Raw genomic sequence first — 19,700 nt, forward strand, 5'->3', positions numbered from 1 at the left:
GCGTGTCGGCTGCTCTGCTGGAAAACCGACATGTTGCCCTGATTGTCAAAATTTTTCGACCAGTCTTGCCGGCCGGGCGGTCTTATCGGCGCGTGCGGCGAACCTTACACTGCGGCGTTTCGTTCGTCTTCCGCCGACATGACCGATCGCTCGAAAATTGCCGCCGTCTACCTGCTCGGGTTCGCGATCGACCTCGCCAACATGTTCGTCATCAACGCCGCGTATCCGACGATCCAGCGCGAGCTGCACGCATCGGTCGCCCAACTGGCGTGGATCGGCAACATGTACGTGCTCGGGCTGACCGTCGTGATCCCGCTCGGCACGTGGCTCGCGCGGCGTTTCGGCGAGCGCCGGCTGCTGATCGCGTCGCTGCTGCTGTTCGCGCTCGGCAGCCTCGGCGTGGGCTTGTCCGCGTCGATCGGCGCGCTGCTGGTGTGGCGGCTGATCCAGGGGCTCGGCGGCGGGCTGCTGATTCCGGTCGGGCAGACGATGGCTTATCGCGCGTATCCGCCCGATGCGCGCGCACACCTGACTTCGATCGTGATGATGGTCGCGCTGCTCGTGCCGGCGCTGTCGCCGGCGCTCGGCGGCGTGATCGTCGATCGCGCGTCGTGGCGCGCAATCTTCTTCGCGATGCTGCCGCTGGCTGCCGCCACCAGCGTGCTTGCGTTCGCGTGGCTGCCGCCCGACGACGCAAGCGAACGCCCGGCATCGCTCGATGTGCGCGGCCTCGTGCTGAGTGCGGCTGCACTCGTCGCGCTGCTGCTCGGCCTGACGTTCGCGGGGCAACCGGGAGCGGGCCGCGAGGCGATCGCGCCGCTCGCGATCGCGCTCGTCGCCGGCGGCGCATACGTCGCGCATGCGCGACGCGTGGCCGCGCCGCTGCTCGACCTGCGGCTGGTCGCGCAGCCGCTGCTCCGGATCGGCCTGATCGTCTATCTATGCGTGCCGGGCGTGTTCACCGGCGTGAACCTGGTTGCGGCGCTGTATTTGCAGAACACGCTCGGGCTCAGCGCGACGCATACGGGTGCGCTGATGGTGCCGTGGGCGATTGCGTCGTTCGTCGCGATCGCGACGACGCGCCGCGTTTTCCCGAAGTGGGGCGCGAGGCCACTGTTCATGTGCGGGATCGTGATCGACGGGATCGGCATCGCGCTGCTCGCGACGCCGCTCGCCGGTTTCGAGGCCGGGCGCGTGCTCGCCTTCGTCGCGATGGGGCTCGGCGCCAGCATGTGCACCAGCACGTCGCAAAGCGCCGCGTTCCTCGACGTGCCCGCCGCACGGATGGGCGACGCGAGCGCACTGTGGAACATCAACCGGCAACTGAGTTTCTGCCTCGGCGTCGCGGTGCTGGGCAGTGCGCTGAATTTCCTGCTGTCGATGCACGGCGACGACGCGCGGCTGCCGTACCAGCAGTGCTTCGGCCTGGCCGCGCTGCTGACGCTGCTGCCGCTGCCGTTCGTCGCGCGCCTCGCGGGGCGCCGCGCACCTGCCGGGCAGCCGGTTTCCCAACGTTCGTGAGGGTCGAGATGAGTGTGCCAAACCCGTTTTTCCAGGAAGTCGTCGACGCGCACGTCGACATCGAGCAATGGCTGTCCGGCCGCGCCGCGCGTGAAAGGCTCGCGCCGTTGCTCGCGCGTTTTTCGCGGCATTTTTCGATGATTTCGCTGCAGGGGCATGCGCTGGACTTCGCGGATGTCGACGTCCTGTTCTCGCGCGGCTTCGGCGCGCGCCCCGGCCTGCGGATCGCGATCGACGAGCTGCACGAAGTGAGCGCGTGGCAGGGCGGCGCGGCGATCGCCTATCGCGAGACGCAAGTCGACGGAGCGGGGCGGCGTACCGTCCGCCGTTCGAGCGTCGTGTTCGAGCGCGACGCGAGCGGCCGCATCGGCTGGCTGCGCCTGCATGAAACACCGGTGACGGGCTGACCGTCATCCGCAACGCCTGCCGTTGGGTGCCCGGCGGCAGGCGCACGTTGTCCGAGCGGCACCCAAGACTAGAAACCTGAGAGATGACCACAAAAGCAATCGAATCCGCGCGCCGCGAGAGCGCGCGGCGGCAGCGCGTCCGCGGCCGGAGGCGGGCATGACGGCGCAATCGTTCACCGATGCGGTGACGGCGCTCGTGCGCGATACCGAGGTGCACAAGGATCTCTACCTGTCGCCGCGAATCTTCGAGCTGGAGATGCGCCACCTGTTCGCGAACACGTGGGTCTACGTCGGCCATGTCAGCCAGATTCCGGAAGCCGGCGACTACGTGACGACGACGATCGGCGCGGAGCCGGTCGTGATGGTGCGCCACGTCGACGGGTCGGTGCGTGTGCTCCACAACCGCTGTTCGCACAAGGGCACGCAGCTCGTGACCGATGCGTGCGGCAACACGGGCACGTTCTTCCGCTGCCCGTACCACGCGTGGTCGTACCGGACCGACGGCAGCCTGTATGCGATCCCGCTGCGGCGCGGCTACGAGAACACGGGCTTCGAATCGTGCGAGGCTAGCAAGGGCATGCAGGCGGTCGGCGCGACTCATGACCATCGCGGTTTCGTGTTCTGCCGACTGAATGCGACGGGCGTCGGCTTCCACGCGTATTTCGGCGATGCGCTGTCGTCGCTCGACAATCTGGTCGACCGCTCGCCGGAAGGGCGCGTCGAAGTCGCGGGCGGCGTGTTCCGGTACGTGCATGCGTGCAACTGGAAGATGCTGGTCGAGAACCAGACCGACACCTGCCATCCGATGGTCGCGCACGAATCGTCGGCCGGCACGGCCGTGCGCGTGTGGGCGCGCGACGGCGCGCAAGGGGCGAAGCCGATGGCGGTCGAGCTGCTGGAGCCGTTCATCCAGCCGCATGCGTTCTTCGAGCAGATGGGGCTGCGCGTATGGCCGAACGGGCACGGCCACACCGGCACGGCCGATTCGATCCATGCGCGCTATACGCCGATTCCCGGGTATCACGAGAAGATGGTGGCGGCCTACGGCGAAGCGCGCGCGGCGCACATTCTCGGCGAGGTTCGCCACAACACGGTGCTGTTTCCGAACGCGATGGTGAAGGGGCCGATCCAGATCCTGCGCGTGTTCAAGCCGCTCGCGGCCGACCGCACGCTGGTGGAGTCGTGGTCGTTCCGTCTCGTCGGCGCACCCGATTCGCTGTTCGAGCGCACGCTGGCGTACAACCGGCTGATCAACGCGCCGACGTCGATCGTCGCGCACGACGATCTCGAAATGTACGAACGCGCGCAGCGCGGCCTCGCGACGCAGTCGCGCGACTGGGTGCACGTGGGGCGGCTGTTCGATCCGCAGGAGTTCGCACGGCCGACGTCGGAAACGAACGGCACCAGCGAGCAGCAGATCCGCAACCAGTTCCGCGCGTGGCTGCGCTACATCGCGCCCGCATCGACGACGGAGGCGGCCGATGCGCACCTTGCCGCATGATGCGCTCGCCGCGTTCGTCTACCAGGAGGCACGCCTGCTCGACGAGCGGCGCTACGACGACTGGCTCGCGCTGTACGCGGACGACGCACGCTACTGGATGCCGCTGTCGCCAGACCAGCCCGACACGGGGCTGCACGGCGCGCTGATGGACGAGGACCGGCTGCTGCTGCGCATCCGCATCGAACGTCTGGCCGGCCGCCGCACGTTTTCGCAGCAGCCGGCAAGCCGCGGCCATCATCTGCTCCAGCAGCCGCATGTCGAGCGCGCCGATCACGAGCACGGCGTGTACGTGCTGCGCACGCCGTTTCATTACATCGAAGCGCGACGCGACGAGCAGACGCTGTTCGCCGGCTGGTACACGCATGAACTTGCGGTGCGCGACGACGCGTTGCGCATTCGCGTGAAGCGCGTCGACCTCGTCAATGCCGACGCACCGCTCGGCAGCATCCACCTGCCCGTATGAGCCTTTGGCCCCGACTCCATGAACGCCCCTGAACGCCTGCCGCACACGCTACCGTACATCGACACGCTGTACGACTATGGCGCTTTCCTGTCCCGCACCGGCGGCCGTCTCGGCGCGCTGCAGGCCGAATGCGCGCGCGACGCGCGGATCGCGATCGTCGGCGCGGGCGTCGGCGGCCTCGTCGCGGCGTGCGAATTGCTGCGCGCGGGCGCCCGGCAGGTCGTCGTGTTCGAGGCGAACCGCGCGCGCGTCGGCGGCCGCCTGCTGACCCAGTCGATCAATCCCGATCATCCGCATCTGCTCGCCGAAATGGGCGCGATGCGTTTCCCGCCGTCGCAGGCAGCGCTGTATCACTACCTCGACCGGTTCGGCGTCGACAGCGCCTCGGCGTTTCCCGATCCGGGCATCGTCGACACCGAGATCCACTACCAGGGGCATGCGTACCGCTGGCCGGCCGGCGATGCGCCGCCCGCGCTGTTCGACCGCGTCGACCGCGGCTGGCGCGCGTTCATCCGCGACGGCGTGCGCCTCGACGACGGCACGCAACTGCCTGCGCCGGCCGGGTTGACGGCGCTGCTGCGCGCGCATTGCTACGACGAGGCGCGGCAGGGCTGGCAGCAGTACATCGACCGGTTCGGCGACGAGTCGTTCTATTCGGCGATCGTGAAGATCTTCACCGGCGCGACGCCGCCCGGCGGCGTGCGCTGGCGCAAGGGCGAGGACCTGCGCCTGTTCGGCACGCTCGGGATCGGGTCGGGCGGCTTCCAGCCGGTCTATCGCGCGTCGTTCCTCGAGATCCTGCGGATCGTCGTCAACGAGCTCGAGGTCGACCAGCGGCTGATCCCCGCCGGCATCTTCGCGCTCGCGCAGGGGTTGCTGGACGATGGCGGCGAGGCCGCGCGCGTGCGCGACTGCATCGTCTACGCGGCCGTGCGCGGTGTGACGAAGCAGCCGGACGGCGCGTTCGCGCTCGCGCTCGCGCTCGACGACGGGTCGACGCGCGTGTTCGACCGCGTGATCGTCGCGACGACGACACGCGCGATGCAAGTCGGCATGGGCATGACGGGCATCGCGAACCTGTTTGCGCCGGAAGTCGTCCGCGCGATCAACGAGACGCACATGGTCAGCTCGTCGAAGCTGTTCGTGCTGACCCGCGACAAGTTCTGGCTCAAGCACGGGCTGCCGCACAACATCCAGACCGACACGCTCGCGCGCGGCATCTATTGCCTCGACTATGCGCCCGACGATCCCGATGCGCATGGCGTCGTGCTGATCAGTTACACGTGGGAAGACGATTCGCACAAGATCCTGTCGCTCACCGACAAGATCGAGCGGTTCAAACGGCTCGTCGCCGAGATCGGCGTCGTGTCGCCGGCGTTCGCCGCGCACCTGCGCCCGCTCGACGACGACTACGCACGCAACGTCACGAGCCACGACTGGCTGTCGGACCGCTACGCGCTGGGCGCATTCAAGCTGAACTATCCGGGCGAGGACGTCCACTCGCAGGCGCTGTTCTACCAGTTCCAGACGGCGGCCGAGCCGGCGACGGACCGCGGGATCTACCTGGCCGGCTGCTGCTGCTCGTTTACGGGCGGCTGGATCGAAGGCGCGGTGCAGACCGCGATCAACGCGGCGAGCGCGGTGATCCGCAGCCTCGGTGGCACGCTCGCCGACGGCAACCCGCTCGACGCGATGCGCAGCCGCTATTGCTACGGCGATTGACGCGCCGCTACTGGTCCAGTTCCGGGTAGTGCCGGAAGATCCCCATGTCGTTGAACGGGATGCGGCGCGCCGACGCGAGATAGCGTGCGACGGGCGGATGCTGTGCGACGCGATCGTGCAGCGCGACGAGCGCCGCGACCTTCCGCTCGGCGCGCTTCATCGCTTTCGGGAATGCGTAGCGCAGGCCCTCGATCAGCTGGAACATCGACAAATCCGCGTAACTGAGCGTGCTGCCCGCGATATGGCTGCTCCCGTGCGGATTCTGTTCGAGCAGGCGATCGAAGTAGCCGAGGAATTTCGGCAGCCGATTCGCGAGGAAATCGGCTGCGCGCTCGGCGGCTTCCGCTTTCTGGTCCTCGTAGTACAGGCCGCTGCCGATCGGATGGTGCGTGTCGTGGATCTCGGTGACGAAATCGGCGACGGTCAGCTGGATCTGGTGTACCCATAGCCGGCCGGCTTCGTCGTCGGGCGCGAGCCCGAGCCGGGCGCCGAGGAACAGCAGGATGTTCGCGGTCTGCGCGACGACGATCTCGCCAACCTTCAGGAACGGCGGCGCGAACGGCACGCATTCCGCCTTCGTGCTGTCCATCATGCGCATCATCGCAGGCACCCCCATGCCACGCCCCGACTCGCGCGCGACGTCGACGTAGTCGGCCTCGGCCGCTTCGAGCGCGAGCCGCACGTATTCGCCGCGCCCCTGGATCTCGGGCCAGTAATAGAGTTCGTATCGCATGCTGTTCTCCTGTCAGGCGAGCCGGTTGCCGCCGGCATCGTGATGACCGGGCGGCCGTGCGCCGCCGGTGGCGAATAGACAGTCTAGGAGATCGCGCGAAAAGCGCCGCGCGCGGTGCGTCATGCGCCGCTGCCGCCGCGTTCGCCGCCTTCGGGGCCGTAGAAGAACACCCATGTCGAGAAGTCGTCGGAGAAGCCGGTGAAGCGATGCTCCGCGTGCGCGGGGACGAACAGCACGTCGCCGGCCGCGACATCGCATTCGCGTCCGTCGACGACGAAGTGCGACGTGCCGGTGGCGATCGCGTAGACCTCGTCGCGCGTATGCGGTTTTTGCCGGTCCTCGATGCGTGGCCGGTACAGCTCGACATCGAGCGAGCCGTGCCGAAACAGCGTCGTGAACAGCGTGCCTTCTTCGTCGAGGCGCGCGAGCGATTCCTGCAGGCCGAGCTTCATCGTGGGGGCTCCGGGGCGGATCGTGGGAACGTGCGTCGCGCCATCGTAGCGCGAAGTATCGGCACTCCGATACCCGGCGAGTGCCGCGAGCGCGCCACCAGCGAAACGAACTTGCGCCGGCTCGCCACGGGTGAAACGAATGCGTTTGTCGGCGAAGCAGGGTGGCGACAGGCCGGATTCGGGCGGCGGTTTCACCGCAATTTAACCGACGCCCGCTAGGATCGCGTTGCGTCGTTCGACACCTCGTCGCGAGCCGGTTTGCGTGACCGCGTCTCGCCTTGTCACCCGGTTGCCATTTCCCGAGAACCTGCGCATGCCGATGCCGGCGTCGAGCCATCGACACGGCCGTCATTCGCGTCATTTCGTCTTTCCCTCATGAGCCAGAATCCCACGACGCCCTCCCGAAGACAATTCCTGGCCGCCGCACCGGCCGTTGCGGCGACTTCATTGCTGAGCGCCTGCGGCGGCGACGACGTCACGTCGGCGCCGATCACCGATGCGGCGCTTGCCGCCCAGATGTCCGCGAAGCTGAATGCGCAACTCGACGATGCGGCCACCGTCAACGCGATCGTGCCGGCGCTGACCGACGTCGGCTTCACGTGGGACCTGCCGACGGTCCCGGCCGCACAGATCGGCGCGATCGTCGCGTACAGCTTCGGCAATCGCCCGAACGCGGCGAGCGGCAACACGTCGAGCAACGGCGGCAACCAGGCCGCGCTGCCCGATCCGGGGCCCGTCAACGAGGCGCTCGCCGATGCCGTGTACCGCATCCGCCAGCTGAAGCCGGTCAAGGTCTACGCGCAGTGGGAAATCGCGCGCTTTCTCGTGTCGAAATACGGCATGGGCGCCGACGTGCTGTCGTCGATCGAGCCGGTGACCGCGAGCGACGGCACGATCGTGTACCTGAGCACCGCCGGCGTCGCGGGCGTTGCCGTGTCGCGCGCCGGCGGCGCGGCCGCGATGGGCACCGTCGCGGTGGTCGGCCATCGCGATCATGCGAAGCGCTGCATCCAGACTTCCCAGCAGGCAGGCATGAAGGCCGCGGCCGTTGCCGAGGTGTCGCTCCCGACGCTTTACGACCCGCAATCGGGCCAGCCGTGGACGCGCAATCGCAGCCTGTATCTCGTGCACGACATGTATGCGCAGATGCTGGCACGCGCGATTGCCGCGACGACGCAGGCGTTCCCGAAGGGCTGACGCCTCCCGCTTCCCAACTTGATTCCGATGACCATGAAGACCCGCCGCCATTTCCTGGCTTCCACTTCCGTACTTGCCGCATCCTGTGCGGCCGCCGCACCCGTGTTCGCGAACGACGCGCCGGTGTCCGACGCCGAACTGCAGCGCCAGATGCTCGGCAAGCTGACGAACGAACTGAACGACCGCGCAACGGCCGCCGACGAGACCGGCTACCTGTTCGACACCTTCTTCTCTTGGACGCCGCCTAGCGTCGATCCCGGCCGGGTCCGCACGATCGTCGCGTACGGCTTCGGCAGCCGCGCGCCTGCATCCGGCACCGTGCCCGTGCCGGGGCCGGCGAACGAAGCGATCGCCGATGCCGTGTTCCGGCTTCGCCAGACGATTGCGGCGCCGATCTACGCGCAGCAGGAAGTCGCGAGCGTGCTCGCGTCGAAATACGGTCTGACGAGCGGCGTGACGTCGATCGCGACGCCTGCCGCGGTTGCCGGCAGCCCGATCCCGACGCCCGACGGCGTCGCTGCCGCGATCGTCAGGCAGGCCGGTTCGGCTGCGGCGCTCGGCACGGTCGCGATCGTCACGCACGCGGATCAGGCATCGATCGCGGTGCGCGTGTCGAATGCGGCGGGGATGCAGGCGGCGGTGCCGGCCGGGCTCGTGCTGCCGTCGCTTTACGACACGTCTGCGCAGCAGCCGGCGATGCGCCGCCGCGATCTCTACCTGATGAACAACGCCGGCATGCAGCTCGCGATGCTGCGGCTCGACCTGATCAACCGCGAATATCCGAACGGCTGAGTCGCGGGGTTTCGGCGCATCACGCCCGGTCCGGGCGACGCGATTCGCGGTCGCGGTGATCCGGACCGGCGTGCCCCGTTTGCCGGGTAATGCCGATACAGGTATTGGAACTACTAGCCAAACCACTGTTTTTAATGGGTTTTTTCGCGTCCGGCCTGCGCCGTGACGCGTTCTGCGTGGCATAATCGACCGCATCCGTAAGGCTTGTAGTCACAACGACCCCGCATACCCATGGCACAGACTCTCTACGACAAACTGTGGAATACCCACGTGGTCCACACCGAAGATGACGGCACGACTTTGCTGTACATCGACCGTCAGCTGCTGCATGAAGTCACGAGCCCGCAGGCGTTCGAAGGGCTGAAGATCGCGCAGCGTCCGGTGTGGCGCATCAGCGCGAACCTGGCCGTGTCGGACCACAACGTGCCGACGACGGACCGCAGCCACGGCATCGCCGATCCCGTCTCGAAGCTGCAGGTCGACACGCTCGACGCGAACTGCGATGCGTTCGGCATCACGCAGTTCAAGATGAACGACGTGCGCCAGGGCATCGCCCACATCATCGGGCCGGAGCAGGGCGCGACGCTGCCGGGCATGACGATCGTGTGCGGCGATTCGCACACGTCGACGCACGGCGCGTTCGGCGCGCTCGCGCACGGCATCGGCACGTCGGAAGTCGAGCACGTGCTCGCCACGCAAACGCTGCTGCAGAAAAAGAGCAAGAACATGCTCGTGAAGGTCGAGGGCGCACTGCCGCGCGGCTGTACCGCGAAGGACATCGTGCTCGCGATCATCGGCAAGATCGGCACGGCAGGCGGCACGGGCTACGCGATCGAATTCGGCGGCTCGACGATCCGCGCGCTGACGATGGAAGGCCGCATGACCGTCTGCAACATGGCGATCGAAGCCGGCGCGCGCGCGGGCATGGTCGCGGTGGACGACACGACGGTCGATTACCTGAAGGGCCGTCCGTTCGTGCCGACCGGCGCGGAATGGGATCAGGCCGTTGAATACTGGCGCCAGTTCAAATCGGATGACGGCGCGCAGTTCGACCGCGTGGTCGAGCTGAACGCGGCCGAGATCGTCCCGCAGGTCACGTGGGGCACGTCGCCGGAAATGGTCACGTCGATCGACGGTCGCGTGCCCGATCCCGAGCGCGAGAAGGATCCGGTCAAGCGCGACGCGATGGAGCGCGCGCTGGCCTACATGGCGCTCGAGCCGAACACGCCGATCGAAGCGATCAAGGTCGACAAGATCTTCATCGGCTCGTGCACGAACGCGCGGATCGAAGATATCCGCGCGGCCGCCTATGTCGTGAAGAAGCTGAATCGCCGCATTGCGTCGAACGTGCGGCTCGCGATGGTCGTGCCGGGCTCGGGCCTCGTGAAGGCGCAGGCCGAGCGCGAAGGGCTCGATAAGGTGTTCACGGATGCGGGCTTCGAATGGCGCGAACCGGGCTGCTCGATGTGTCTCGCGATGAACGCCGACCGGCTCGATCCGGGCGAGCGCTGCGCGTCGACGTCGAACCGCAACTTCGAAGGCCGGCAGGGCGCGGGCGGTCGCACGCACCTCGTGAGCCCCGCAATGGCGGCGGCGGCGGCGATCGAAGGTCACTTCGTCGACATTCGCAAGCTGGGGTAACGCGTGACGGCATCGAAGGTCATTGCGCGGCTGGTTGCCGCGCTGGCGCTGGCGGGGCTGGGCTTCGGCCTCGCGGGCTGCAATACCGTCCAGGGCTTCGGGCAGGACGTCAACGCCGCCGGCAACGCGCTGAAGCGCGCCGCGGAGTGACGAGTCCCGCCGAGCATTTGTCGATGTGCGCCGGCTGAAGGCCGGCCCTCCAACCGGATAGACGGATCATGGAAAAATTCAATGTGCATACCGGCGTCGTGGCGCCGCTCGATCGCGAGAACGTCGACACCGACGCGATCATCCCGAAGCAGTTCCTGAAGTCGATCAAGCGCACTGGCTTCGGCCCGAACGCGTTCGACGAGTGGCGTTACCTCGATCACGGCGAGCCGGGCCAGGACAACTCGAAGCGTCCGCTGAACCCGGACTTCGTGCTGAACCAGCCGCGCTACCAGGGCGCATCGGTGCTGATCGCACGCAAGAACTTCGGCTGCGGCAGCTCGCGCGAGCACGCGCCGTGGGCGCTGCAGCAGTACGGCTTCCGCGCGATCATCGCGCCGAGCTTCGCGGACATCTTCTTCAACAACTGCTACAAGAACGGCCTGCTGCCGATCGTGCTGACCGAGCAGCAGGTCGATCACCTGTTCAACGACACGTACGCGTTCAACGGCTATCAGCTGACGATCGATCTCGATGCGCAGGTCGTGCGCACGGGCGACGGCCGCGAGTATCCGTTCGAGATCACCGCGTTCCGCAAGTACTGCCTGCTGAACGGCTTCGACGACATCGGCCTGACGCTGCGCCACGCGGACAAGATCCGCCAGTTCGAAGCCGAGCGGCTCGTGAAGCAGCCGTGGCTCAACACCAAGCTGGTCGGCTGATAGCGCCCTCGAGGCGGGCGCGCGCTCCGCGCGCTCGCCGGCTTGCCTCCCTAACCTACCCAGTCAGGAATGACGCATGAAAATTGCAGTGTTGCCCGGCGACGGCATCGGTCCGGAAATCGTCACCGAAGCGGTGAAGGTGCTGAACGCACTCGACGAGAAGTTTGAACTCGAACAGGCGCCGGTTGGCGGCGCGGGCTACGAGGCAAGCGGCCATCCGCTGCCCGACGCGACGCTTGCGCTCGCGAAGGAAGCCGACGCGATCCTGTTCGGCGCGGTCGGCGACTGGAAGTACGACTCGCTCGAGCGCGCGCTGCGCCCCGAGCAGGCGATCCTCGGGCTGCGCAAGCATCTCGAGCTGTTCGCGAACTTCCGCCCGGCGATCTGCTATCCGCAGCTCGTCGACGCTTCGCCGCTGAAGCCGGAACTCGTCGCGGGCCTCGACATCCTGATCGTGCGCGAACTGAACGGCGACATCTACTTCGGCCAGCCGCGCGGCGTGCGCGCCGCGCCGGACGGCCCGTTCGCCGGCGAGCGTGAAGGCTTCGACACGATGCGTTATTCGGAGCCGGAAGTGCGCCGCATCGCGCACGTCGCGTTCCAGGCGGCACGCAAGCGCGCGAAGAAGCTGCTGTCGGTCGACAAGTCGAACGTGCTCGAAACGTCGCAGTTCTGGCGCGACATCATGATCGACGTGTCGAAGGAATACGCGGACGTCGAGCTGTCGCACATGTACGTCGACAACGCGGCGATGCAGCTCGCGAAGGCGCCGAAGCAGTTCGACGTGATCGTCACCGGCAACATGTTCGGCGACATCCTGTCGGATGAAGCGTCGATGCTGACGGGCTCGATCGGCATGCTGCCGTCGGCGTCGCTCGACAAGAACAACAAGGGCCTGTACGAGCCGTCGCACGGTTCGGCGCCGGACATCGCGGGCAAGGGCATCGCGAACCCGCTCGCAACGATCCTGTCGGCCGCGATGCTGCTGCGCTACTCGCTGAATCGCGCGGAGCAGGCCGATCGCATCGAGCGTGCGGTGAAAACGGTGCTCGAACAGGGTTACCGTACGGGCGACATCGCGACGCCGGGCTGCAAGCAGGTCGGCACGGTGGCGATGGGCGACGCGGTGATCGCGGCGCTGTAAGCAGGTAGTAAAGGGTGCGAACGCGGCCGGTAAAAACCGCGCGTTCGCGCCGGGTTGGCCGTTGTGCGGCCGAATAGGTTTGTGTAGACTCGAACGATGGCGCAAATTTCCCTGATCTCCCCGGTCTTGAAACTCCACGGCAACATTGCCCGTGCGGGTGCGCGCGCCATCGTCATCACGAAAACCATTACCACGAAAACGATCATTAAACGCTGATCGTCCGTCGTGCCCGCCTTTTTCCCCGCGCGGTCACAGCGGGGACGGAAATGGCGGGGAAGCTCCATCAAAGGGTTAGTCATGAACGTAGGTCTCGTAGGTTGGCGCGGCATGGTCGGCAGCGTCCTGATGCAGCGCATGCAGGAAGAAGGCGATTTCGACCTGATCGAACCGGTGTTTTTCAGCACCAGCAACACGGGCGGCAAAGCGCCGTCGTTCGCGAAAAACGAGACTACGCTCAAGGACGCGACCAACGTCGACGAGCTGAAGAAGTGCGACGTGATCATCACGTGCCAGGGCGGCGACTACACGAACGACGTGTTCCCGAAGCTGCGCGCGGCCGGCTGGAACGGCTACTGGATCGACGCGGCATCGTCGCTGCGGATGAAGGACGACGCGGTCATCATCCTCGATCCGGTCAACCTCGACGTGATCAAGGACGCGCTCGTCAAGGGCACGAAGAACTTCGTCGGCGGCAACTGCACGGTCAGCCTGATGCTGATGGCGCTGGGCGGCCTGTTCCGCGAGAACCTCGTCGACTGGATGACGGCGATGACCTACCAGGCCGCATCGGGCGCGGGCGCGCAGAACATGCGCGAACTGCTGTCGCAGATGGGCACGCTGAACGGTGCGGTGAAGGAGCAGCTCGCCGATCCGGCTTCCGCGATTCTCGACATCGACCGCCGCGTGCTGGCCGCGATGAACAGCGATGCAATGCCGACCAGCAACTTCGGCGTGCCGCTCGCCGGCTCGCTGATCCCGTGGATCGACAAGGATCTCGGCAACGGGATGTCGAAGGAAGAATGGAAGGGCGGCGCGGAAACCAACAAGATCCTCGGCAAGCCGGCGATGGGCGAGCCGGGCTCGATCCCCGTCGATGGCCTGTGCGTGCGGATCGGCGCGATGCGCTGCCACTCGCAGGCGCTGACGATCAAGCTGAACAAGGACGTGCCGCTCGACGAGATCAACGGCATCCTCGCATCGGCGAACGACTGGGTGAAGGTCGTGCCGAACGAGCGTGAAGCATCGATGCGCGACCTGTCGCCGGCGAACGTCACGGGCACGCTGACGGTGCCGGTCGGCCGCCTGCGCAAGCTCGCGATGGGCGGCGAATACCTGTCGGCGTTCACCGTCGGCGATCAGCTGCTGTGGGGCGCGGCCGAGCCGCTGCGCCGCATGCTGCGCATCCTGCTCGACAAGTAAATCCGGTTGCGTGAGCCGGCCCTGCGGGCCGGGCCGCACAAGATGACGCGCCGCGTCGGCCTTGACGATATCAAGGCTGGCGCGGCGCGTTTTTCATGCGCGGATCAGCGCATGTTCAGCAGCGTCTGGTCGACCGTCTGCTGGGTCTTGATCGTCTGCGCATTGGCCTGGTAATTGCGCTGCGCGGTGATCAGGTTCACGAGCTCGGTCGTCAGGTCGACGTTCGAGTTTTCCAGCGCGCTGCCCTGCAGCGTGCCGTGGTTCGTGCTGCCGGGCGCGGAAATCTGCGGCACGCCCGACGCGGCGCTCTCCGCATACTGGTTGCCGCCGATGTTCACGAGCCCGTTCGGGTTGCTGAAGTTCGCGAGCGCGATCAGGCCGAGTACCGCGCTCTGGCCGTTCGAGTAATTGCCGGTCAGCTTGCCGTCGGTGCCGATCGAGAACGTCGTCAGCGTGCCGCTCGCGAAGCCGTCCTGCGCGAGGTTGTTCACGCCGTTCTTCCCGCCGTACTGCGTCGTGCCGCTCAGGTCGAGCGTCAGGTTCTGCGGGTTGGCGCCGCCCGTCGTGTTGGGGATCGAGAACGCGAACTGGCCGAGGCTGGGTGTCGGCTGGCCGGTGGCGGCCGAGGTCGTCGAACTGATCCGGCCCGACGCATCGAACGTGACGGTGCCGAGATTCGTCGGCGTCTGGCCCTGCACGCCGGCGTAGGCCTGCCAGGTGCCGGCCGCGCTTTTCGCGAAATACATCGTGACCTGTTGCGAGCCGCCGAGCGTGTCGTAGACCTGGATCGACGAATTGTAGTTGTAGGTCGTGTTGTCGCTCGCGTTGAACGGCGTCTTGGCCGGCACCTTGTCCTGCGAGTTCAGGTTGAACTGGCCGGTGATCTTGGTCGTCGCCTGCGGCGCGATGTTGGTGGTCGGTGCCTGCAGCGGCACGGTCGCCGAGGTGTTGATCGTGCCGCCCGCGCCTGCCGCATAACCCATCAGGTTGCGGCCTTGCGCGTCGACGATGGCGCCGGTCTTGTCGCGGTGGAACGTGCCGTCGCGCGAGTACGTCGTCACACCGTTGTTCGACATCTGGAAGAAACCGTTGCCGTTGATCGCGACGTCGAGCGACGACTTGGTCGAATTGATCGTCCCCTGGCCAAACTGCTGCCGCACCGACTCGAGCTTCGTGCCGATGCCGATCTGCGTGTTGACCGACGTCGCGACCGAATTCGCATACATGTCGGAGAAGTTCGCGCGACCCTGCTTGAAGCCGGTCGTGTTTGCGTTCGCGATGTTGTTGCCGATCACGTCGAGATTGTTCGACGCGCCGGCCAACCCGCTCAAACCCTGCTGATAGCCCATGTTCGATCCCCGTAACGAGCTGGTGAGTGAATGCAGTCCTGCGACTGCGCGATGACCCTCTGGCACCTCACGGCGTCAGCCCGGCCGATCGCGCTCCCGCCTTTCCGGCATGTGCGAACGCGACGGTCGAATTGCGCCGATTCTTGTTTGAAAACGATCGTAGCGACGGCAATTATTTGATCTGTGTAATTTTGTGTAATGTAATTGAATTGACGGTGAAACGATTGCTTTTGTATGAGCAAAGAGAGGGGTGGAAGGGCGGGGAGCCTTGTGGGGCGGGTCTTTCAAGGCGTAATTGTTCAATTCTCCGATAAGAGAGGGGAATTGCCTTCTTATCGGCCAATTGAAATTAATTCGAATGGGATTGGTGGCCGGCGGGATTTTTTCTGATTTGGCGGTTGCCAATCCATTAACGGCAGGCGGTGCGAATTGTTGAGCGGCGGGCCCGATTTTCCGGTCGCGTTTCCGCGCCGGGCCCGGGCGGGCGGGTCGCGCGACGAGAATGCAAGAGCCGTGGTCTTCGTCGCGGATGCGGCATTGTCGCGGGCGGTTTTCATCCACTGGCACGCCCTTTTGAAAAATCCGATGCGCAGGATGCAGCGTGTCGACGCATGCCGCGGCCCGGCCCGATCGCCGCGCGTGTCGATGGGCGAGTGCGACCGGCCGCGTCAACCGGCGACGAATTCGGCCCGAACCCGATCGTGTGAAGTAAACTACGCGGTTACGACGCACAGACCCGCCGAAAGCGTCGCGTTCCGCGCGACGCTTTTGCATTTCTGCGGCAACTTTATTGACGCTTCCAACTGCGAATCCGAGCCGCGCCCGCGCGCGGCGATAGAGCCAACGATGTCCCGAATTTCCTTGTTTCCGCGTCAGTCCCGTCTGTCGCGCGCCGTGCGTGGCGCGCTGGCGATCCTGGCGCTCGGCGTAGCCGCGTCGGCCTGGGCGGCCGGCGCCGGCGAATTGCCGGCGTCCGCTGCCGGCGGCGCTGCGCCGCTTACCGTGACGGTCCAGCCGGGCCAGTCGCTGAACGACATCGCGAAAGCGGCCACGCAATCGCGTGATCCGGGCGTGCTCGCACGCGCTGGTCGCGCGCTGTTCGACGCCAATCCGCAGGCGTTCATGAAGCACGACGCGAGCCGCCTGAAAGTCGGCGCGACGCTGACCGTGCCCGCGCTCGATGCAACGGGCGCGGCACTCGTGCCGGTCGGTGCATCCGGTGCATCCGGTGCGGTGGCAGCCTCCGCACCCGTCGCCGCATCGGGCGGTGTGGCGGTCGCGCAGCATGGCGCGTCCGCGCCGCATCCGGGGTCGGCGGTGCAGTCTGCGCCGGTGGCGCCGGCCGTGCATGCGGCGCCGGTGAGCGGCGCGAGTGTCGCGGCGGCGATGGTGGCGGGGGCGTCGGCTTCGGTCGGTGCTTCGGCTGCACACGGCGCATCGGCTGTCGAGAGCCTGCAGCCGGCGGCGCCCGTTGCCGGTGCTAGTGGTCCGCATGTGTGGAGCGGTGCGATCCAGTCGGCACCGTCGCCCGTGAGCGAAACGGCTGCCGCGCCTGCGGCGGGCAGCCAGGTTTCGGGCATGAGCGGACCAGCCGGCGCGGCACCCGCCACGGGTGCGTCACAGCCGCGGCCGTCGAGCCTGCAGCAACTGCTGGCGCTGAAGAACCGCGTGCTGATGGAGCTGCAAAAGCACGGTATCGGCAAGCCGGCCACGACGAACGGCGTCGCGCCTGCGCCTGCTCCGTCGCCCGTCGCGCCGCGTCCGGCCGCGAACGATGCGAGCGCGCCGGCCGCGGCATCGTCAGCCGTTGAAACGGCATCCGGCGTTGTCGCCGGCGTGGCGTCGCCCGTATTGGCGCCCGCGCAACCCGCCGCGCCCGTGACGGCACCTGCACGCAGCACCGAGCAGATGGACTGGCGCCCGGCCGCAGTGGCCGGTGCGGCCGTGATCGTTCTCGCGGCCGGTTTTGTGTGGCGTAAGCGCCGGAAGGGCCGGAGCACGGACGATGCGGGCACGCCGGCTGCAGCCGGCGGTGCCCCGGCTGACGAAGCGGACGAAGCGCCGTCCGTCGATCGCGAACTGCCGATCCGGCCCGAGATGCCCGTCGCCCGCGACGCGGCAGCCGACGTGAATCTCGCCGCGGCGACTGCCGCAGCGGCGGAGACGGTCGAGCCGCATGAAACGGACGCATCGCCGGCGCACGAAGCGACGCCGCCGCATGACGACCAGCCCGAATTGCCGGCCCATGTTGCCGTAGCACCGGCGCACGATGCGGTTTCGACCTCGCACGACGCAGAACCGGTAGAGCAGGCCGCCGCCGACACGCCGTCCGAGCAGCCTGCCGCACCTGCACCGACCGACGCCCAGCACGCGGCGCTGATGCAGAACGCGATCAGCGCGCTCAACAGCCTCGACATGCCGCTGCCGCCGCGCGCACCGGACGAGCTGTCGCCGACGGCAGACGAACCGGCCGCTCGGGCAGGGCAATTCGATACCGATCAAATCGCAACTAACGGTCTGGCCACGCCCCGTCAGCCGATTGGCGCGATCAATCCGGCCCCTGAATATCAGGCCGACCAGGACGACGAGTTCGAATGGGACCCGGACGCGGCGACGCCCGCCGGCCACGCTGGAGGCTCGTCGGCGACGTCGTCGCTGCCGCCGCTCGGCGGCGCGCAGTTCGGCGCGCTGAAACTCGATTTCGATCTCGACCTGCCGTCCGCGCCGGGCGCCACGCTGCCTGCGCTGACGCCGGACGAGCTCGCGCGCATCGCGCGCAACAAGCTCGACCTCGCGTCCGAGTACGTCGAACTGGGCGACCTGTCCGGCGCGCGGACGCTGCTGCAGGAAGTGGTCGACGCGAACGACACTGCGACGCGCGACGATGCGCGTGCGCTGCTCGCAAAACTGGCGGACGAGGCGTGATGCGGATCGCGCTGGGCATTCAGTACGACGGCGCGGCGTTCTGCGGCTGGCAGGCGCAGCCGCACGGCAAGACCGTGCAGGATGCGCTCGAGCATGCACTGGCCGAGTTCGCGCGGGTACCGTTGCACACGACGGTGGCCGGTCGGACCGACACGGGCGTGCACGGGCTTGGGCAGGTCGTGCACTTCGACACCGACCTTGATCGAGAAGTGTTCTCGTGGGTGCGCGGCACCAACGCGTTCCTGCCGTCGACCGTTTCGGTGCAATGGGCGAAGCCGATGCCGGACACGTTCCACGCGCGCTTTTCCGCGTTCGAGCGCACCTATTACTACGCGCTGTACGTGCACCCCGTGCGTTCGCCGATGCTGGCCGGGCGCGCGGGCTGGATCCATACGCCGCTCGACGACGACGCGATGCGCGCCGCCGCCGCGCATCTGATCGGCGAACACGATTTTTCGTCGTTCCGCTCGTCGGAATGCCAGTCGAAGACGCCGGTCAAACACCTGTATCAGATCGACGTGCGGCGCGCGGGCCATTTCATTCATTTCCGCTTCCGCGCCAACGCGTTCCTGCACCACATGGTGCGCAACCTGATGGGCTGCCTCGTCGCGGTCGGGCGCGGCCGTTATCCGGCCGACTGGGTCGCCGACGTGCTGGCCGGGCGCGACCGCAACCTCGCGGCGCCCACCTTCATGGCCGACGGGCTTTACCTCGCCCACGTCGGCTACCCGGCGGAATTCGCCGTCCCGCCCGCGCAGCTCGGCAGCGTGCCGTGGAGCAGCGTCTGGGCCGATCTGGACCTTCAATCATGACGGATCACGCCGTTTCTCCTTCGACTTCCGCTGCGACCGGCCTGCCGCCGCGCACGCGCATCAAGCTGTGCGGGCTGTCGCGTCCGGAGGACGTGCTGCACGCGGCGGCGCTCGGCGCCGATGCGATCGGCCTCGTGTTCTACCCGAAGAGCCCGCGCGCGGTGACGGTCGCACAGGCGGCCGAACTTGCGCGCCTCGCGCCGCCGTTCGTATCGGTCGTCGGGTTGTTCGTGAATGCGACCGAAGCCGAGATCGAGGCCGTCGTGCGCGACGTGCCGCTCACGGTGCTGCAGTTCCATGGCGACGAGACGCCCGAACAGTGCGAAGCGCTCGGTCGCGCGGCACGTTTGCCCTGGCTGCGCGCAGTGCGCGTCGGCCCCTCGACGCAGCCGTCCGATTTGGTAGAATCGGCTCTTCATTATTCGAAAGCGCGCGGCCTCCTGTTCGACACCCTTGTGCCGGACTACGGCGGTAGCGGCAAGGTCTTCGATTGGTCTCTTATTCCCGCAGAGCTCGCGCATCGGGCCGTTTTGAGTGGTGGCTTGAGCGCGCAAAACGTCGGTGATGCGATCCGCCAGCTGCGCCCGTTTGCTGTCGATGTCTCGAGTGGCATCGAAGTGGAGGGCGCGAAGGGCGTGAAGGATCACGCCCGGATGGCGGCGTTCGTACGCGCGGTGCGCGAAGCGGACGCCGGGTGATGCAAGCCGGTGCGGCTCCGAAAGCGGGGCGCATCGACCGATCGAGAGAGACACC

The 19,700-nt window shown here is 67.1% G+C and carries 19 protein-coding genes; 16 read left to right on the forward strand and 3 right to left on the reverse strand.

The features are described from left to right. Window positions 1-138 precede the first annotated feature (138 nt). From BBJ41_RS18155 to BBJ41_RS18175, 5 genes are all read left to right on the forward strand, one after another. Entirely contained in the window at window positions 139-1,521 is a 1,383-nt protein-coding gene (locus BBJ41_RS18155) for an MFS transporter (RefSeq protein WP_069747755.1), read from the forward strand. Window positions 1,522-1,529: 8 nt separating this feature from the next. Beyond that, window positions 1,530-1,928: a DUF4440 domain-containing protein gene (locus BBJ41_RS18160; RefSeq protein ID WP_069747756.1), complete on the forward strand. Its 399-nt coding sequence runs from the start codon at window positions 1,530-1,532 to the stop codon at window positions 1,926-1,928. A gap of 157 nt (window positions 1,929-2,085) precedes the next feature. Further along, window positions 2,086-3,429 (forward strand): aromatic ring-hydroxylating dioxygenase subunit alpha, encoded by a 1,344-nt coding sequence (locus BBJ41_RS18165; RefSeq protein ID WP_069747757.1) that lies wholly within the window; start codon window positions 2,086-2,088, stop codon window positions 3,427-3,429. After that, window positions 3,410-3,892: an aromatic-ring-hydroxylating dioxygenase subunit beta gene (locus BBJ41_RS18170; RefSeq protein WP_069747758.1), complete on the forward strand. Its 483-nt coding sequence runs from the start codon at window positions 3,410-3,412 to the stop codon at window positions 3,890-3,892. Before BBJ41_RS18165 ends, BBJ41_RS18170 begins: the two co-directional genes overlap by 20 nt. An 18-nt stretch (window positions 3,893-3,910) precedes the next feature. Next, on the forward strand, window positions 3,911-5,614 hold the full coding sequence (locus tag BBJ41_RS18175; protein WP_069747759.1) for a flavin monoamine oxidase family protein: 1,704 nt from the start codon (window positions 3,911-3,913) through the stop codon (window positions 5,612-5,614). A 7-nt stretch (window positions 5,615-5,621) separates the two neighbouring features. On the opposite strand, the gene BBJ41_RS18180 is transcribed toward BBJ41_RS18175, so the two are convergent. Next, entirely contained in the window at window positions 5,622-6,347 is a 726-nt protein-coding gene (locus BBJ41_RS18180) for a glutathione S-transferase (RefSeq protein ID WP_069747760.1), read from the reverse strand. 119 nt (window positions 6,348-6,466) lie between these two features. After that, entirely contained in the window at window positions 6,467-6,799 is a 333-nt protein-coding gene (locus BBJ41_RS18185; RefSeq protein ID WP_069747761.1) for a cupin domain-containing protein, read from the reverse strand. A gap of 375 nt (window positions 6,800-7,174) precedes the next feature. Between BBJ41_RS18185 and BBJ41_RS18190 the strand changes: the two genes are divergently transcribed. The 8 genes from BBJ41_RS18190 to asd all read left to right on the forward strand — a co-directional run bounded on the left by BBJ41_RS18190 (window position 7,175) and on the right by asd (window position 13,861). Then, on the forward strand, window positions 7,175-7,996 hold the full coding sequence (locus tag BBJ41_RS18190; RefSeq protein WP_069747762.1) for a hypothetical protein: 822 nt from the start codon (window positions 7,175-7,177) through the stop codon (window positions 7,994-7,996). A 33-nt stretch (window positions 7,997-8,029) separates the two neighbouring features. Further along, complete coding sequence (locus tag BBJ41_RS18195; protein WP_069750250.1) at window positions 8,030-8,788, forward strand: Tat pathway signal protein; 759 nt, start codon at window positions 8,030-8,032, stop codon at window positions 8,786-8,788. A 231-nt stretch (window positions 8,789-9,019) separates the two neighbouring features. Beyond that, window positions 9,020-10,429: a 3-isopropylmalate dehydratase large subunit gene (gene leuC, locus BBJ41_RS18200; protein WP_069747763.1), complete on the forward strand. Its 1,410-nt coding sequence runs from the start codon at window positions 9,020-9,022 to the stop codon at window positions 10,427-10,429. 3 nt (window positions 10,430-10,432) lie between these two features. Beyond that, the gene (locus BBJ41_RS18205) at window positions 10,433-10,579 is read left to right on the forward strand and encodes an entericidin A/B family lipoprotein (RefSeq protein WP_021158717.1); all 147 of its coding nucleotides are present in this window, start codon (window positions 10,433-10,435) and stop codon (window positions 10,577-10,579) included. 68 nt (window positions 10,580-10,647) lie between these two features. Then, window positions 10,648-11,298: a 3-isopropylmalate dehydratase small subunit gene (gene leuD, locus BBJ41_RS18210; protein WP_069747764.1), complete on the forward strand. Its 651-nt coding sequence runs from the start codon at window positions 10,648-10,650 to the stop codon at window positions 11,296-11,298. A 76-nt stretch (window positions 11,299-11,374) separates the two neighbouring features. Continuing rightward, the gene (leuB, locus tag BBJ41_RS18215) at window positions 11,375-12,442 is read left to right on the forward strand and encodes a 3-isopropylmalate dehydrogenase (RefSeq protein WP_069747765.1); all 1,068 of its coding nucleotides are present in this window, start codon (window positions 11,375-11,377) and stop codon (window positions 12,440-12,442) included. 96 nt (window positions 12,443-12,538) lie between these two features. Next, window positions 12,539-12,658 (forward strand): hypothetical protein, encoded by a 120-nt coding sequence (locus BBJ41_RS41590; RefSeq protein ID WP_021158720.1) that lies wholly within the window; start codon window positions 12,539-12,541, stop codon window positions 12,656-12,658. 81 nt (window positions 12,659-12,739) lie between these two features. Then, a complete protein-coding gene (gene asd, locus BBJ41_RS18225) occupies window positions 12,740-13,861 on the forward strand; it encodes an aspartate-semialdehyde dehydrogenase (RefSeq protein WP_069747766.1) in 1,122 nt (373 codons plus the stop codon). Between the two features lie 104 nt (window positions 13,862-13,965). Here asd and flgE read toward each other — a convergent pair whose 3' ends face one another. Further along, window positions 13,966-15,210 (reverse strand): flagellar hook protein FlgE, encoded by a 1,245-nt coding sequence (gene flgE, locus BBJ41_RS18230; RefSeq protein ID WP_069747767.1) that lies wholly within the window; start codon window positions 15,208-15,210, stop codon window positions 13,966-13,968. Window positions 15,211-16,056: 846 nt separating this feature from the next. Here flgE and BBJ41_RS18235 point away from each other — a divergent pair. Genes BBJ41_RS18235 through BBJ41_RS18245 form a run of 3 tightly spaced genes read left to right on the forward strand, consistent with a single transcriptional unit; the run spans window position 16,057 to window position 19,645 of the window. Further along, on the forward strand, window positions 16,057-18,135 hold the full coding sequence (locus tag BBJ41_RS18235) for a FimV/HubP family polar landmark protein (RefSeq protein WP_069747768.1): 2,079 nt from the start codon (window positions 16,057-16,059) through the stop codon (window positions 18,133-18,135). Then, window positions 18,135-18,947, forward strand: a complete 813-nt coding sequence (gene truA, locus BBJ41_RS18240) for a tRNA pseudouridine(38-40) synthase TruA (RefSeq protein ID WP_069747769.1) — start codon at window positions 18,135-18,137, stop codon at window positions 18,945-18,947. The genes BBJ41_RS18235 and truA overlap by 1 nt, the downstream gene beginning before the upstream one ends. Beyond that, a complete protein-coding gene (locus BBJ41_RS18245) occupies window positions 18,944-19,645 on the forward strand; it encodes a phosphoribosylanthranilate isomerase (RefSeq protein ID WP_069747770.1) in 702 nt (233 codons plus the stop codon). Before truA ends, BBJ41_RS18245 begins: the two co-directional genes overlap by 4 nt. The last annotated feature ends 55 nt before the right edge of the window (window positions 19,646-19,700 follow it).

It is taken from the genome of Burkholderia stabilis, assembly GCF_001742165.1.
Classification (GTDB): domain Bacteria; phylum Pseudomonadota; class Gammaproteobacteria; order Burkholderiales; family Burkholderiaceae; genus Burkholderia; species Burkholderia stabilis.